Source organism: Micromonospora sp. CPCC 205739, assembly GCF_036906795.1.
GTDB lineage: Bacteria > Actinomycetota > Actinomycetes > Mycobacteriales > Micromonosporaceae > Micromonospora.
This window is the reverse complement of the sequence record NZ_JBAKHS010000003.1, coordinates 1-14638: the sequence shown is the minus strand read 5'-3', so window position 1 is coordinate 14638 and position 14638 is coordinate 1. Positions and strand designations below refer to the sequence as shown.

Annotated in this window: 14 protein-coding genes; 9 read left to right on the top strand and 5 right to left on the bottom strand. The window is 73.7% G+C overall.

Going from position 1 to position 14638, the window contains the following annotated elements:
* The first annotated feature begins 8 nt into the window (after positions 1-8).
* Together V6U88_RS06185 and V6U88_RS06180 are read left to right on the top strand one after the other, a co-directional pair.
* Entirely contained in the window at positions 9-1139 is a 1131-nt protein-coding gene (locus V6U88_RS06185; RefSeq protein WP_334450645.1) for a carbohydrate ABC transporter permease, read from the top strand.
* Positions 1136-2029, top strand: a complete 894-nt coding sequence (locus V6U88_RS06180) for a carbohydrate ABC transporter permease (protein WP_334450643.1) — start codon at positions 1136-1138, stop codon at positions 2027-2029. Before V6U88_RS06185 ends, V6U88_RS06180 begins: the two co-directional genes overlap by 4 nt.
* 48 nt (positions 2030-2077) lie before the next feature.
* Here the strand turns inward: V6U88_RS06180 and V6U88_RS06175 are convergent, their stop codons facing one another.
* From V6U88_RS06175 to V6U88_RS06165, 3 genes are all read right to left on the bottom strand, one after another.
* The gene (locus V6U88_RS06175; protein WP_334450642.1) at positions 2078-2458 is read right to left on the bottom strand and encodes a VOC family protein; all 381 of its coding nucleotides are present in this window, start codon (positions 2456-2458) and stop codon (positions 2078-2080) included.
* 157 nt (positions 2459-2615) lie between these two features.
* Positions 2616-3674 (bottom strand): sigma-70 family RNA polymerase sigma factor, encoded by a 1059-nt coding sequence (locus V6U88_RS06170; protein ID WP_334450640.1) that lies wholly within the window; start codon positions 3672-3674, stop codon positions 2616-2618.
* 58 nt (positions 3675-3732) lie between these two features.
* Positions 3733-4314 (bottom strand): GNAT family N-acetyltransferase, encoded by a 582-nt coding sequence (locus tag V6U88_RS06165; protein ID WP_334450639.1) that lies wholly within the window; start codon positions 4312-4314, stop codon positions 3733-3735.
* 35 nt (positions 4315-4349) lie between these two features.
* On the opposite strand from V6U88_RS06165, the gene V6U88_RS06160 reads away from it, so the two are divergent.
* Positions 4350-5660, top strand: a complete 1311-nt coding sequence (locus V6U88_RS06160) for a glycosyltransferase 87 family protein (RefSeq protein ID WP_334451238.1) — start codon at positions 4350-4352, stop codon at positions 5658-5660.
* Here the strand turns inward: V6U88_RS06160 and V6U88_RS06155 are convergent.
* Positions 5559-6110 carry a GNAT family N-acetyltransferase gene (locus V6U88_RS06155; protein ID WP_334450638.1) on the bottom strand — a complete coding sequence of 184 codons (552 nt, stop codon included), beginning with the start codon at positions 6108-6110 and terminating at the stop codon, positions 5559-5561. The two genes, V6U88_RS06160 and V6U88_RS06155, sit on opposite strands and share 102 nt — an antisense overlap.
* A gap of 78 nt (positions 6111-6188) precedes the next feature.
* On the opposite strand from V6U88_RS06155, the gene V6U88_RS06150 reads away from it, so the two are divergent.
* The 6 genes from V6U88_RS06150 to V6U88_RS06125 all read left to right on the top strand — a co-directional run bounded on the left by V6U88_RS06150 (position 6189) and on the right by V6U88_RS06125 (position 13458).
* Positions 6189-7418, top strand: coding sequence for a winged helix-turn-helix domain-containing protein (locus V6U88_RS06150; protein WP_334450637.1), 1230 nt, complete (start codon positions 6189-6191; stop codon positions 7416-7418).
* Between the two features lie 4 nt (positions 7419-7422).
* Positions 7423-8037: a DUF2752 domain-containing protein gene (locus tag V6U88_RS06145; protein WP_334450636.1), complete on the top strand. Its 615-nt coding sequence runs from the start codon at positions 7423-7425 to the stop codon at positions 8035-8037.
* A gap of 203 nt (positions 8038-8240) precedes the next feature.
* Positions 8241-8978, top strand: a complete 738-nt coding sequence (thyX, locus tag V6U88_RS06140; RefSeq protein WP_334451237.1) for an FAD-dependent thymidylate synthase — start codon at positions 8241-8243, stop codon at positions 8976-8978.
* Positions 8979-9031: 53 nt separating this feature from the next.
* On the top strand, positions 9032-9958 hold the full coding sequence (gene dapA / locus V6U88_RS06135; protein ID WP_334450634.1) for a 4-hydroxy-tetrahydrodipicolinate synthase: 927 nt from the start codon (positions 9032-9034) through the stop codon (positions 9956-9958).
* Positions 9959-10010: 52 nt separating this feature from the next.
* Entirely contained in the window at positions 10011-11699 is a 1689-nt protein-coding gene (locus tag V6U88_RS06130) for a ribonuclease J (protein WP_334450632.1), read from the top strand.
* 187 nt (positions 11700-11886) lie between these two features.
* Positions 11887-13458, top strand: a complete 1572-nt coding sequence (locus V6U88_RS06125; protein WP_334450631.1) for a S1 family peptidase — start codon at positions 11887-11889, stop codon at positions 13456-13458.
* 206 nt (positions 13459-13664) lie between these two features.
* Here the strand turns inward: V6U88_RS06125 and V6U88_RS06120 are convergent, their stop codons facing one another.
* Positions 13665-14492, bottom strand: a complete 828-nt coding sequence (locus V6U88_RS06120; RefSeq protein ID WP_334450630.1) for an isocitrate lyase/PEP mutase family protein — start codon at positions 14490-14492, stop codon at positions 13665-13667.
* Positions 14493-14638 lie beyond the last annotated feature (146 nt).

Here is a 14638-nt window from a genome sequence, read left to right as displayed (position 1 = left end):
GAGGGTGGATGGCAACCGAAGCAATCGCCGCGCCGGCCACCGCGACCGGTGGCCCGGAGCGCCGGCGCGGCGGGGGCGTCCGCGGTGGCGAGAACCTGGCCGGCTGGCTCTTCGTCGCCCCGGTCATCGTGATCCTCGGCCTGTTCCTGCTGCTGCCGATCCTGATGGCGCTCTGGGTCAGCCTCACCGACTGGAACGGTCAGGGCAGCCCGTTCACGTCGAAGGTGCCGTTCGTCGGCGCCGACAACTACACCCGGCTGTTCACCGAGGACGGGCTGGCCCGTCGGGACTTCATGACCAGCATTCGCAACAACGGCTACTACGTGGCGATCGTGGTGCCCGCGCAGACCGCGCTCGCCCTCGGGCTCGCGCTGGTCGTCAACAACCGGATGCTCAAGGGCAAGGCGTTCTTCCGCAGCGCCTTCTACTTTCCGTCGGTGACCAGCTCGGTGGCGATCAGCGTGGTCTTCCTGTTCCTGTTCGCCAACTCCGGTGCGGTCAACGCGCTGCTCGGCGTCTTCGGCGTGGACGGGCCGCAGTGGTTCGCCGACTCGCGCGGCGTGCTGCACCTGCTGCTCGGGGCCGTCGGGATGGACACCGCGCCGGCTGCGCTGGCCGGCGGCGGGCCGTTCGGGCTGAGCTGGTGGGACTGGCTGTCCGGGCCGAGCGTCGCGATGATGTCGATCATCACGCTGGTGGTGTGGACCACCTCCGGCACGTTCATGCTGATGTTCCTGGCCGCGCTGCAGAGCGTTCCGGTGGCGCTGGACGAGGCCAGCACGCTGGACGGCGCGAGCCGCTGGCAGCGGTTCCGGTACGTCACCCTGCCGATGATCAAGCCGACCATGTTCCTGGTGCTCACCCTCGGCCTGATCGGCTCCTGGCAGGTCTTCGACCAGGTCTACGTGATGAGCCAGGGCGAGCCGGCCAAGACCACCCTCACCCCGGCCTACCTGTCGTACCGGACCGCGTTCCGGGACTTCGACTACGGCTCCGGCGCGGCGATCTCGTTCGTGCTGTTCCTGATCATCATCGTGCTCACCCTGGTGCAGCGCCGGGTGATGGCCGACCGGGACACCGACCGGCCGCGGCGGGCCCGGTGGTGGCGTCGGCGCGTACCGGAAGGGTCGCCGTCATGACCGCACTCACCGACCGCCCGCCGGTCGCGGCGGCGCCCGCCCACCGCGCCCGCCGCGGCGCCCGCACCCTGGCCACCCGGATCCTCGGGTACGCCACGCTGGTCTTCTTCGGGCTCGTCTTCCTCTACCCCTTCGTCATCCAGCTCGGCAACTCGTTCAAGACCGAGCCGGACGCGGCGGCGAACCCGCTCTCGCCGATCCCGGACCCGCTGACCATCGCCGGCTTCGAGCGGATCTTCGCCGGCACCAACTTCCCGCTCTGGCTCGGCAACTCGTTGCTGGTGACCGTCCTGGTCACCCTGGGCCGGGTCTTCTTCGACTCGCTCGCCGGGTACGCGCTGGCCCGGCTGCGGTTCCGGGGACGGTTCGGGCTGTTCGCCGCGGTCATCGCGGTGATGGCGGTGCCCGGCGTGGTGCTGCTCATCCCGAAGTTCCTGGTGCTCAACCAGCTCGGCATCTACAACAGCTACGCCGGGCTGGTGGTGCCGCTGCTCGCCGACGCGGCCGGCGTCTTCATCATGAAGCAGTTCTTCGAGTCGATCCCGGTCAGCGTGGAGGAGGCGGCCCGCATCGACGGTGCCGGCGTCTTCCGCACCTACTGGTCGGTGGTGCTGCCGATGGCCAGGCCGGCGCTGATCACGCTCACCATCCTGTCCTTCCAGGGGTCCTGGAACGAGTTCCCGCACAGCCTGGTCTCGGTGCAGGACCCCGACCTGTTCACCCTGCCGCGCGGCCTGGCCGACCTGGTCAGCGGTTCGCTCGGCAAGGGCACCCAGTATCCGTTGAAGCTGGGGGCGGCGCTGCTGGCCACCATTCCGGTGGCGGTCCTCTTCGTGATCTTCCAGCGGCACTTCGTGCGGGGCGCCAACGAGGGCGCCGAGAAGGGCTGACCCCGCCGGTGGCGGTTCCCGGCCGGCGCCGGGAGCCGCCACACCGGGTCAGTCCTGCGCGAGCACCGACAGGATGTTGCCGGCCGGGTCGGTGAACCAGGCGATCGTCGGCCCCTTGCCGCGCATCACGCCCTTCTCGTCCTGGCCCATCCCTTCGTAGCGGGCGAAGCGCACGCCCCGCGCGGTCAGCTCGTCCACGGCCCGGTCGACGTCCGGCACCGGGAAGTTCAGCACGGTGTGCCGGGCCGGCTCGTGGTCCGCCTTCGGATACACGAGCACCGGCCGGTCCCCGGCGATGTGCAGGGTCAGCAGGCCGCCCATCTTGTCGTCGCGCGACACCCGCAGGCCGAGGGTGTCGGCGTAGAACTGCTGGGCGCGTCCGATGTCGTCCACCGAGAACGAGCTGAACGCCAAGGTGTCCGTGAACATGCTGTCTCCGTTCCTGCGCGGCCGGCGGCATGACCGTCGCCGGGTGTGGCTGCCGTCCCGGTCATGGTCCTCCGCCGACGGGGCGCTGTCCTGGGATGGACTCCGGCGTTGGCCGGAACTCGTCGGTTCGGACACCGGCCCGTCGGCGCCGTACCGCTCAGGGCAGCCGGTCGGGCAGGCCGAAGAGCGGGAAGAGCCGCGGCTGGAGGAAGTGGGTGAGCCGGCTGATCCGGCCGCCGGAGGTCGCCACCAGCTGGATCGAGAACGCGCGGTGACCGCCGGCCGGGTCGGGCCGGAACTGCGCCAGCGCCGGAGCGCCGTTGGCGGCCACCGGCAGCAGCCGCGACCCCCGGCAACCGGCGCCCGGCCCGGTCAGCCAACGGCCGATGTCGGCCGCCCCGCGCAGCCACAGCCGGTACGGCGGCATGCTGTGCACCGCGTCCTCCCGCAGCAGCGCCACCAGCGCGTCGATGTCGTACCGCTCGAAGACCTGGACGTAGCGGTCGAGCAGTTCCCGGTGCTCCCGGTCCAGTGCCGCGACCGGCGCGGCCGCCTCCCGGTCGGCCATCGTGGCCCGGGCCCGCTGCAAGGCGCTGGTCACCGCGGCGACGCTGGTGTCGAGCAGTTCGGCGACCTCGCCGGCCCGCCAGCGCAGCACGTCCCGCAGGATCAGCACCGCGCGCTGCCGCGGCGGCAGGTGCTGCAACGCGGCGACGAAGGCCAGCCGCACCGACTCGCGGGTCACCGCCAGCTCGGCCGGGTCCGCCGGCAGCACGCGCGCGTCGGGCGCCGGTCCCAGCCACTCCCGGCCCGAGCCGGGCGCGCCGAGCGACGCCGCCACCGGGGCGGACGGCTCGCCGAGGTCCGTCGGCAGGGCCCGCCGGCCCTGACCCCGCAGCAGGTCGAGGCAGACGTTGGTGGCGATCCGGTAGAGCCAGGTGCGCAGGCTGGACCGCCCGTCGAAGCGGTCCAGGCCGCGCCAGGCCCGCAGCATCGTCTCCTGCACGGCGTCCTCGGCGTCGAAGACCGAGCCGAGCATCCGGTAGGCGTAGCCGGTCAACTCGACACGGAACCCCTCCAGGATCGCCGGATCGGCGTCGGCCCGGCGGTCGCCGCCGCGACCGGCGCGGTCCTGCCGCACGTCCGCCGGGTGCCCGGCTGCCACCGGAGGAGCCGGGATCGGGCCCGCGTCGGGGCCCGCCGTCGCAGCGGTCATGCGGCCACCGTAGGCGACGCCTCCGACACCGCCGGATCGGCGCGCGCGGAGTCCCCGGTCAGTCGGTGGCGACCGGCTCGGCCGGGACCGCGACGTGCAGGCGGAGCTGGGGGACCAGCATGTCGTCGACGTCCAGCGCCCGCGCCGCGCCGTCCGGCTCCCACCCGGTCGAGGTGAGGAACTTCCGGGTCGCCTCGTCGCCCTCGAACGCCCAGGCCACCGCCCGGTCGAAGCCGTCGGTGCGCCACTGGTCCACGGTGGCCGCGAGCAGCCGGCTGCCGTGCCCGCGCCGACCCCAGCGGGGCTCGACCAGCAGGTCGGTCACCGCCGCCACGCCTCCGGTCAGCGCCTCGGCCGGCTCACCGGGGGCGAGCGCCTCGGCGTCCGCCGGACCGGAGGCGGCGAACCCCACCAGATAGGATTGCTCGGCCTGTTCGACGGCGACCAGCACACGGTGCGCGCCGGAGGGCGGCTCCTGCACCGCCGCGCTCCACCGCCGGGCGAGCCACGCCTCGTCCAGGTTGTCGAGCACGTGCCGGGGCAGGATCCGGCGATACGCGACCCGCCAGGTCGCGAGCTGGATGCGTGCGATCTCGCCGGCGTCCTCGGGACGCGCCGGGCGGACGTACCCCATGGCCATGGGACTGAAGCCTACGCAGGGCGGGAGTGACGATGGTGGCGCAGGGTGCCAGGCGGACGACCGCGCAGGTCGTCGGGGTGGTCGCGCTCGCCGTCGCGGTGGCGGCCTTCCTCTCCGTGGCGGCCGTGCGGCACGGCTTCTTCGACCTGAAGGTCTACTACGGCGCGCTGACCTTCTGGGTCCACGACCACGGCGAGATCTACGACTACCTCAAGCCCGGCACCCAGTACGGCTTCACCTACCCGCCGTTCGCCGCGCTGGTCATGCTGCCGATGGCGTACCTGCCCTGGCCGGCGGCGATCACCGTCAGCGTGGCCGCCAGCGTGGTGGTCAGCACGGTGCTGATCTGGTGGCTGCTCGACCCGGTCTCCCGCCGCGCCGGCTGGACCCGCTGGTTCGCCCTCGCCGTGGCGCTCTGCCTGGCCGCCGCATTCGAGCCGATGCGCGAGACGATCAACTTCGGCCAGGTCAACATGCTGCTGCTGTTCCTGGTCGCGCTGGACCTGCTCCGGTTGCTGCCGCGCGGCAGCCGCTGGGCCGGCGTGGGCATCGGCCTGGCCACCGCGATCAAGCTGACCCCGGGCGTCTTCATCGTCTACCTGCTGATCACCCGGCGCTGGCGGGCCGCGTTCACCTCGATGGCCGCCGCGACGGGCGTGACGCTGCTGGCCGCCGCGCTGTTCCCCGACGCCTCCCGCGAGTTCTGGACCACCTCGCTGTGGAACACCAGCCGGGTCGGTGAGCTGGCGTTCGTCTCCAACCAGTCGCTGCGCGGGGTGGTGGCCCGGCTGAACCCGGAGCACCCGAGCGCCGTGGCCTGGCTGGTGCTGGTCCTGGCCACCCTGGCGGTCTGGGCGTGGCGGTCCCGGGCGGCGGTGGCCGTCGGCGACGAGGCGACCGGGCTGGCGCTCACCGGCGCGGTGATGTGCCTGGTCAGCCCCGTGACCTGGGTGCACCACCTGGTCTGGCTGATCCCCGCGCTGATCCTGCTGGTCGACAACGCGGTGGCCGCGCCCGCCGCCGGGACGCGGCGGCGCGCCCTGGCCGCCTTCGCGGTGGTCGCGTACGGGTTGCTGATCAGCCGGATCGTCTGGGCCTGGGAGAAGGACTTCACCGGGATCGACGGCTTCCTGGGCAGCAACACCTACGTCTGGATCAGCCTGGCGCTGCTGGTGCTGCTGCCGATCCGGCGCTGGGCGGTACCGGCCGCCGCCGGGGCGGCCCAGCGACCGGACCCGGCCGGGTCAGCCGTCGAGCCGGCCGGCGTACCGCAGCTCGTCGAGCCGGACCGGGGGACGCCCGCCGGCGAGCGGCACCGGGTAGGTGGACCGCTCGCCGTCGGCTGACAGCCCCGCCCGTTCGTAGAACCGGCGGGCCCGGGTGTTCTCCGCCAGCACCCAGAGCCGGTACTCCCGCCAGCCCCGGGCCGCCAGGCCGGCGCGCGCTGCGGCCAGCAGCGCCGAGGCGGTGCCGTCGCCCCAGTGCGCCGGCTCCACGTACGTCGCCAGCACCTCGCCGTACGCCGGGTCCAGGTCGTCCCGGTCCTGGTTGTTGCGGTACGGCCCGAACGTGGCGAACCCCGCGGGCACCCCGTCGACCTCGGCGAGCAGCGTGGTGAACGGGTGCTCCGGGTCGGCGGTGCCGAGGTCCCGTCGCCGCTGCGCCCAGGCCACCGGGTTGAGCCGGCGCAGGACCTCGTCGGGCATGATCCCGGCGTAGCCGGCCTGCCAGCCGTGGATGTGCACCCGGGCGATCGCCTCGGCGTCCTCGGGCTCTTCGCGGCGGATGGTGAGCATGTGTCCGTTCTATGCCTCGCCGGGCGTGTGGTCCAGCGTCCGCTCCGGCGTCGTACCGCTGGATTAGGGTGCCCGACGATGGCCGCACCGGAATCACTCTCCCTCGCCCAGGCCCGGCGGGTGGCGCTCGCCGCCCAGGGCTTCGCCGACCCGGCGCCCACCGGCGTGCCCACCCGGCGGCACCTGCGCCGGGTGCTCGACCGGGTCGGGTTGATCCAGATGGACTCGGTCAACGTGCTGCAACGGGCGCACTACCTGCCGCTCTACAGCCGGCTCGGGCCCTACCCGACGGCCCTGCTCGACACCGCCGCCTACCGCCGACCCCGGGAGCTGTTCGAGTACTGGGGCCACGAGGCGTCGCTGGTGCCGGTGGGGCTGCACGCGGCGCTGCGCTGGCGGATGGCCAAGGCCCACTCCGACGCCTGGGGCGGCATGCGGCGCATCGCGCAGGAGCAGCCCGAGCTGGTCGCCTGGGTCCGCGACGAGGTGGCCGCCCGCGGGCCGCTGACCGCCGCCGAGATCGAGCACGACGCGCCCCGGGAGACCGGCAACTGGGGCTGGAACTGGTCGGCGGTGAAGCGGGCCCTGGAGTTCCTCTTCTGGGCCGGCGAGGTGACCGCCGCCGACCGGACGACCTCCTTCGCCCGCCGCTACGACCTGCCCGAGCGGGTGCTGCCGGCGGCGGCCCTGGCCGCGCCCACGCCGACGGACGCCGAGGCGTACCGGACGTTGGTGTCGCTGGCCGCGCGGTCGCTAGGGGTGGCCGCCGAGCCGGAGCTGCGCGACTACTTCCGGCTCCCGCTGGCCGGCGCCCGGCAGGCGATCGCGGAGCTGGTCGAGGCCGGTGAGCTGCGGCCGGTGGCGGTGCAGGGCTGGCGGCAGCCGGCCTGGCTGCACGCCACCGCCCGGCTGCCCCGCTGGGTGCGGGGCAACACGCTGGTGAGCCCCTTCGACCCGCTGGTTTGGGAGCGGGCCCGCACCGAGCGGCTCTTCGACTTCAGCTACCGCATCGAGATCTACGTGCCGGCGCCGCAGCGGGTGTACGGCTACTACGTGCTGCCGTTTTTGCAGGGGGAGCGGTTCACCGCGCGGGTCGACCTCAAGGCCGACCGCCGGGCGGGCGTGCTGCTGGTGCCGGCCGCCTGGGTGGAGCCGGGCGCCGACCCGGGGGAGACCGCCGTCGCGCTCGCCGCGGAGCTGCACCGGCTCGCCGGCTGGCTCGGCCTGGACGCGGTGGCCCCGCCGGTCGCCGGGGATCTCGCCGATCCGCTGGCCGCCGCGTTGAAGGGCGTGGCCGGTGTACCGTGAGCGCGTGACGAGCGTTGACGGGTCGACGGGTCAGCCGGGTCAGCAGGTGCAGGACGCCGACACTGTGCCGGCCACGCCGCCCGGCGCGGCGACCACCCCGCACGGTGCGGGCGCCTGGACGCCCGAGGCCGCGTCCGCCGCCTGGCCGCCGGGCGCCTACCAGCAGGTCGAGCCGGACCGGCTCACCCGTTTCGTGCTCCGGGTGCACGCGCGTTCCCCGCGCTGGGCGGCGCCGCTGGCCGCGCTCGGCTGCGTCGGCATCGGGCTGGCGTACGCGCTGGTCAGCGATCCCACCCGCAGCGACCCGGACGCCGCCCCGAGCTGCCTGCTCAAGCTGACCACCGGGCTGGACTGCCCGGGTTGCGGCGGCACCCGCGCCCTCTGGTACGTGCTGCACGCCGACCTGCCCGCCGCCGCCCGGCACCACTTCCTCTTCGTCTTCGCGCTGCCCTTCCTGGCGTACCTCTTCGTGGCCTGGGCCGGGAAGCAGGCGTTCGGCTGGCGACTGCCCGAGCTGCGGATCAGCTCACCGATGATCGCCGGGTTCCTCGCCCTCTGGCTGGCCTTTTCGGTGGCGAGAAACCTCCCCTGGGCCCCTTTCACCGCGCTCTACGTCTGACCCTGCCCGTCGGCCGCACCGGCGGCCCACGCCGCCGCGCGTCCCGACGCGCACCGCGACGTGCCGGCTGCGAGATCTTGGACACTTGCCGTTCAGCCGGAACGGAAACTGTCCAAGATTTGCAGCTCAAGGCCCGTTTCGCGGCCGGGAGGTCGACTTTCGCCCAGCCGTACCGGGCCACTACAGTCCCAGGAATGCCGGAGATGGTGCAGCCCCAGGTCAAGCTGATCGCATGGACCCAGTTCCAGGCCCCGGACGACGTGCCGTGGTCGACCGACGCCGACGGCGGTCAGGCGCTGGCGGAGTTCGCCGGCCGGGCCTGCTACCAGAGCTGGAAGAAGCCGAACCCGGCGACCGCCACCAACGCCGGCTACCTGGCGCACATCCTCGAGGTGGGCCACCTGAGCGTGCTGGAGCACGGCTCGGTGAGCTTCTACTTCACCGGCGTCTCCCGCTCCCTCACCCACGAGCTGATCCGGCACCGGCACTTCTCGTACTCGCAGCTCTCCCAGCGCTACGTCCCCGAGCGGGACGCGGCCATGGTCGAGCCCGCGGTGATCGCCGACGACCCGGAGCTGCACAAGAAGTTCGTCGAGGCGGCCGAGGCGAGCGTCCGGGCGTACACCGAGCTGCTGGAGGGGCTGGAGCAGCGCTTCTCCGACGAGCCCAACCCGACGCTGCGGCGCAAGCAGGCCCGGCAGGCGGCCCGCGCGGTGCTGCCCAACGCCACCGAGACCCGGATCGTGGTCACCGGCAACTACCGGGCCTGGCGGCACTTCATCGCCATGCGGGCCACCGAGCACGCCGACGTGGAGATCCGCGAGCTGGCGGTGGAGTGCCTGCGCCAGCTCCAGCGGGTGGCCCCGAACGTCTTCGCCGACTTCGTCATCTCCGCCCTGCCCGACGGCACCGAGGTGGCGACCAGCCCGCACGGCGAGTGAGTCCTGAGCCCTTCCCCACCGGCCCTCCGGTGGTCGTCCGCTAGGTTGTGAACATGACGCACGACCACCCTGCCGCCCCCGTCCGGGGCGCATCGCGCCCGTTCGGGCGACTGCTCACGGCCATGGTGACCCCGTTCACCGCCGACGGTTCCCTCGACGTGGACGGCGCCGTACGGCTCGCCGCCCACCTCGTCGACGAGCAGGGCAACGACGCGCTGGTGCTCAACGGCACCACGGGTGAGTCACCGACCACCACCGACGCGGAGAAGGAGACCCTGATCCGCGCGGTCGTCGAGGCGGTCGGTGACCGGGCCCGGATCGTCGCCGGGGTGGGCACCAACGACACCCGGCACACCATCGAGCTGGCCGCGTCGGCCGAGAAGGCCGGCGCGCACGGCCTGCTGGTGGTCACCCCGTACTACAACAAGCCGCCGCAGAGCGGGCTGCTGCGCCACTTCACCGCGGTGGCCGACGCCACCGGGCTGCCGATCATGCTCTACGACATCCCGCACCGGGCCGGGGTGGCCATCGCCACCGACACGCTGGTGCGTCTCGCCGAGCACGGCCGGATCGTCGCGGTTAAGGACGCCAAGGGCGACCTGACCGCCACCAGCTGGGTGCTCAGCCGCAGCGACCTGGCCTTCTACAGCGGCGAGGACGCGCTCACCCTGCCGACGCTGGCGGTCGGCGGGGTCGGCCTGGTGGGCACGTCGACGCACTTCATCGGCGCGCAGACCAAGCAGCTGATCGAGGCGTACGAGGCGGGGGACAGCGCGACCGCGCTGGCCCTGCACCGGCGGCTGCTGCCGCTGCTCACCGGGATCTTCCGTACCCAGGGCGTGATCCTGGTGAAGGCGGGCCTGGCGGCCCAGGGTCTGCCGGCCGGCCCGGTGCGGCCGCCGCTGGTGGACGCCACCACCGACGAACTCGCCCAGCTGCGCGCCGACTGCGCGGCGGCGGGCCTGGAACTGCCCGAATGATCGAACGACACGACGGACGCCGAGTGACGGCGTCGCAGATTGAGGTGGACGCGTGACCGAGGCGCACATCGAGGGTGAACTGCCCCCGCCGCTGCCGGAGGGCGGCCTGCGGATCATCCCGCTCGGCGGGCTCGGCGCCATCGGTCGGAACATGACCGTCTTCGAGTACGACGGCAAACTGCTGATCGTCGACTGCGGGGTCCTCTTCCCCGACGTCGAGCAGCCGGGCGTGGACCTGATCCTGCCGGACTTCGGCCCGATCCTGGACCGGCTGGACGACGTCCAGGCGATCGTGCTCACCCACGGTCACGAGGACCACATCGGCGCGGTGCCGTACCTGCTCGCCCACAAGCCGGACATCCCGCTGGTCGGCTCCCAGTTCACCCTGGCCCTGGTCGAGGCGAAGCTGGCCGAGCGGCGGATCCAGCCGTACACGCTGACCGTGCGGGAGGGCGGCCGGGAGCGGCTGGGCCCGTTCGAGTGCGAGTTCTTCGCGGTCAACCACTCGATCCCGGACGCCCTCGCGGTGGCCATCCGCACCCCGGCCGGTCTGGTGCTGCACACCGGCGACTTCAAGATGGACCAGGTCCCGCTGGACGGCCGGATCACCGACCTGGCCGGCTTCGCCCGGCTCGGCGCCGAGGGCGTGGACCTGCTGCTGTCGGACTCCACCAACGCGGAGATCCCCGGCTTCGTCACCCCGGAGCGGGAGATCGGGCCGGTGCTCGACTCGACCTTCGCGAAGGCCAGGGGGCGGATCATCGTCGCCTCGTTCGCCTCGCACGTGCACCGGGTGCAGCAGGTCTTCGACTCCGCCGCCGAGCACGGCCGCAAGGTCGCCCTGATCGGCCGGTCGATGGTCCGCAACATGGGCATCGCCCGCGACCTGGGCCTGCTCAACATCCCGGCCGGCCTGGTGGTCGGCATCGAGGAGGCGACCACGCTGCCGCCCGAGCAGATCGTGCTGATGTCCACCGGTTCGCAGGGCGAGCCGATGAGCGCGCTGGGCCGGATGGCCAGCGGCGACCACCGGCACATCACCATCGCTCCCGGCGACACCGTGGTGCTGGCCAGCTCGCTGGTGCCGGGCAACGAGACCTCCGTCTACCGGGTGATCAACCGGCTGGCCCGGGCCGGCGCGGTGGTCGTGCACAAGGACGTGGCCAAGGTGCACGTCTCCGGCCACGCCCCCGCCGGTGAGCTGCTGTATCTGCTCAACGTGGTGCGTCCCAGCAACCTGATGCCGGTGCACGGCGAGTGGCGGCACCTGCGGGCGCACGCGCGCCTCGGCGTCGAGTCCGGCGTCGCCGCCGACCGGGTGGTGCTCTGCGAGGACGGCGACGTGGTCGACCTGGTCGAGGGGCGCGCCAGCCTGGTCGGGCACGTGAAGAGCCGCTACGTCTACGTCGACGGCCTCGCCGTCGGTGACGTCAGCGAGTCGCTGCTCACCGAGCGGCGCATCCTCGGCGACGGCGGCTTCATCGCCACCACCGTGGTGGTCGACTCGGTCACCGGCAAGGTGGTCGGCGGCCCCACCCTCTCGGCGAAGGGCTTCTCCGAGGACCCGGAGGCGTTCAACCCGGTGGTCCCGCTGGTCACCGAGGCCCTCAACCGGGCCGCCGCGGACGGCATCACCGACCCGCACCAGCTCCAGCAGATCGTCCGGCGCACCGTCGGGCGCTGGGTCAACGACAAGTACCGGCGCCGCCCGATGATCGTCCCGACGGTCGTCGAGGTCTGACCCACCGGCTCCGCACGCCGGTCCACCGTCCGCGGTGGACCGGCGTCGTCGTGTCCGGGTACGCCCCGGTGGGTCACCGGACGGACACGCTGCGCTGAAAGGTCCGGGTCGGGGTCAACCGATCGGCCGTCGTCTCCGTACTCCGTTCCGGCAGGCGTACCCCGCGCCGGCCGGGAGGAGCATGCGGATGGACCGCAGACGGATGACAGCCATCGGCGTCGTGGTGGCGGCGGCGGGATTGACGGCGGCGGTGACCCTGCCGTCGTTCGCCGGTGAGAACACCGGACCGCGAGCCGGTGGACCGGCCGGGGCGAAGGCCACCGGCGGGGTGGCCCCCGAGGTGCTGGACGCGATGAGCCGCGACCTGTCGCTCAGCCGGGAGCAGGCGGTACGGCGGTTGGCGGCCGAGCGGCGCGCCACCGGCACCGTCGGCCGGCTGCGCACCGAACTCGGCGCGGCGTACGGCGGCAGCTGGCTCAGCGCCGACGGTGCCACCCTGACCGTGGCGGTCGCCGACCCGGCGCAGGCGGCCCGGGTCAGGGCCGCCGGTGCGGTGCCGAAGGAGGTCGACCGCGGCGTGCGGGAGCTGGACGCGGTCAAGGGCCGGCTCGACTCGGCCGGCGCCCGGGCCACCCCGGACATCGCCGGCTGGTACGTCGACGTCGCCACCAACTCGGTGGTGGTGCTCGCCCGGCCGGGCGCGGAGCAGGCCGCCCGCCGGTTCGCGGCGGCCACCGGGGCGCCGGCCGGTGCGGTGCGGGTGACCGCCTCCAGCGAGTCGCCTCGGCCGCTGTTCGACGTGCGCGGCGGCGACGCGTACTTCATCAACAACGCCGGCCGCTGCTCGGTCGGCTTCTCCGTGGTCGGCGGCTTCGTCACCGCCGGGCACTGCGGCCGGCCGGGGGACCGCACCACCGGGGTGAACCGGGTCGCCCAGGGCACCTTCGCCGCGTCCTCGTTCCCCGGCGACGACTGGGCGTTCGTCCAGGTCAACAACCAGTGGACGCCGCAGGGCGTGGTGAACGACTTCAACGGCGGCACGGTGCCGGTCAACGGCTCCACCGAGGCCCCGGTCGGCGCCTCGATCTGCCGTTCCGGCTCCACCACCGGCACCCGCTGCGGCGTGGTCCAGGCCAAGAACGCCACCGTCAACTACCCGGAGGGCACGGTCACCGGGCTGACCCGGACCAACGTCTGCGCCGAGCCCGGTGACTCCGGCGGGGCGTGGCTCTCCGGCGACCAGGCGCAGGGCGTCACCTCCGGCGGGTCCGGCGACTGCACCGCCGGCGGGATCACCTTCTTCCAGCCGGTCAACGAGATCCTCCAGCGCAACAACCTGACCCTGGTCACCGCGAACGGTCAGTCGGCTCCCGCCGAGCCGCCGGCCGGCGGCGACGCCACCGCCCCGCCGGCCACCGCCGCCCCGACCGCCCCGCCGGCCGGCGACTCCTCGGTCTGCACCGGCGAGGTCAGCCGCTCCGGCAGCATCGCCGCCGGCCGCTCCCAGGCGCAGCCCGACGGCCGCTGGTACGTCGCCGACGGCGGCGCGCAGAGCGCCTGCCTGGACGCCCCCGACGGCGCCGAGCTGGTGCTGGAACTCCAGCGCTGGACCGGCACCGGCTTCCGGACCGTGGCCCGGGCCGGCACCGCCGAGGGCGTCGCCCGGCTCGACGCGGAGGGCCCGGCCGGCGCCTACCGCTACCGGGTCACCGCGCTGAGCGGCTCCGGCCAGTACACCCTGGCGTTCTCGGCCAGCTGACCCACCCTCGACCGCGGCCCCCGACCCCCACCGCCCGGTGGGTCGGGGGCCGCTCCGCGCCCCCGCCCCCATGGCCGCATCTTCCGAGAAAGCGTGGCTATGCCGCGCGGAACAGCCACGCCTCCTCGGAGAGTGCGTACCGGGGTGGGTGAATGTTGCGGTCGTGCCGGGCGGTCGCTGGTGCGTCGGTCGGGAGTGCTCCTGGCTCAGCGGAGCAGGGCGTTCAGTTCGCCGTATGAGGTGGCGGGGGTGAGGGCGGTGTAGGTGCCGCGGGTCAGCGCCTCGGTGGCAGCCCGCCGGACCAGGCCGTACGCGGCCTCGGCCAGCGACGAGCCCAGGCTGACCCGGGCCACGCCCAGCTCGGCCAGGGTGGGCACGGTGGGTGCGCCCGGACCGGCGAGCACGTTCACCGGTCCGTCCACCCCGGACACCAGCGCGGCGATGCTCTCCACGTCGACCACCCCCGGCACGAAGACGCCGTCCGCCCCGGCCGCCAGGAACGCCTCGGCCCGGCGCAGGGTCTCGGCGAGTCGCTGCGCCGGGTCGCCGACCGCCCGCAGGTAGGTGTCGATCCGGGCGTTGACGAAGAGCGCCACCCCTGCGGCCTCGGCGGCCTGGCGGGCGGCGGCGATCCGGGCGCACTGCTCCGTCGTGGCGCGCAGCCGGGTCGGGTCGTCCGGGTCGGCGTCCTCGATGTTGATTCCCACCGCGCCGGCGGCCAGCACCTCCGTGACGGTACGGGCGACGCCGGTCGGGTCGGCGGCGTACCCGTCCTCGATGTCGGCGGTGACCGGCACCGTCACCGCCGCGGCGATCCGGGCCAGTGGCGTGAGCGCCCGGCTGCGGTCCAGCGCCCCGCCGTCGGAGACGCCCAGGGCCCAGGCGACGCCGGCGCTGGTGGTGGCCACCGCCTCGGCCCCACACTCCTCGACCAGGCGGGCGCTGGCCACGTCCCACGCGTTGGGCAGGACGAGCGGTGTACCGGGCCGGTGCAGGGCGCGCAGGTGGGCGGCCCGCTGCTGCGGTGTCGTCATGCGGCAAGTCCACCAGCCCGGCGCGTCGGTGTCCGGCGGCTTTCGGACCTCACTCGCGCCGGATGCTCCTATGGATGTCAAGCGGTGTTGAGGGCGGCGAAGTCGGCCATGAGTGCGGCGTGGATTTCACGGACGATGTAGCGCTT

Excerpts from the sequence above, each read along its gene's own strand:
- V6U88_RS06175 (WP_334450642.1), bottom strand. The coding sequence starts at position 2,458 with ATGTTCACGGACACCTTGGCGTTCAGCTCGTTCTCGGTGGACGACATC.
- V6U88_RS06165 (WP_334450639.1), bottom strand. The coding sequence starts at position 4,314 with ATGGCCATGGGGTACGTCCGCCCGGCGCGTCCCGAGGACGCCGGCGAG.
- dapA (WP_334450634.1), top strand. The coding sequence starts at position 9,032 with ATGACGCACGACCACCCTGCCGCCCCCGTCCGGGGCGCATCGCGCCCG.
- V6U88_RS06185 (WP_334450645.1), top strand. The coding sequence starts at position 9 with ATGGCAACCGAAGCAATCGCCGCGCCGGCCACCGCGACCGGTGGCCCG.
- V6U88_RS06155 (WP_334450638.1), bottom strand. The coding sequence starts at position 6,110 with ATGCTCACCATCCGCCGCGAAGAGCCCGAGGACGCCGAGGCGATCGCC.
- V6U88_RS06170 (WP_334450640.1), bottom strand. The coding sequence starts at position 3,674 with ATGACCGCTGCGACGGCGGGCCCCGACGCGGGCCCGATCCCGGCTCCT.
- V6U88_RS06120 (WP_334450630.1), bottom strand. The coding sequence starts at position 14,492 with ATGACGACACCGCAGCAGCGGGCCGCCCACCTGCGCGCCCTGCACCGG.
- V6U88_RS06125 (WP_334450631.1), top strand. The coding sequence starts at position 11,887 with ATGGACCGCAGACGGATGACAGCCATCGGCGTCGTGGTGGCGGCGGCG.
- V6U88_RS06180 (WP_334450643.1), top strand. The coding sequence starts at position 1,136 with ATGACCGCACTCACCGACCGCCCGCCGGTCGCGGCGGCGCCCGCCCAC.
- thyX (WP_334451237.1), top strand. The coding sequence starts at position 8,241 with ATGGTGCAGCCCCAGGTCAAGCTGATCGCATGGACCCAGTTCCAGGCC.
- V6U88_RS06150 (WP_334450637.1), top strand. The coding sequence starts at position 6,189 with ATGGCCGCACCGGAATCACTCTCCCTCGCCCAGGCCCGGCGGGTGGCG.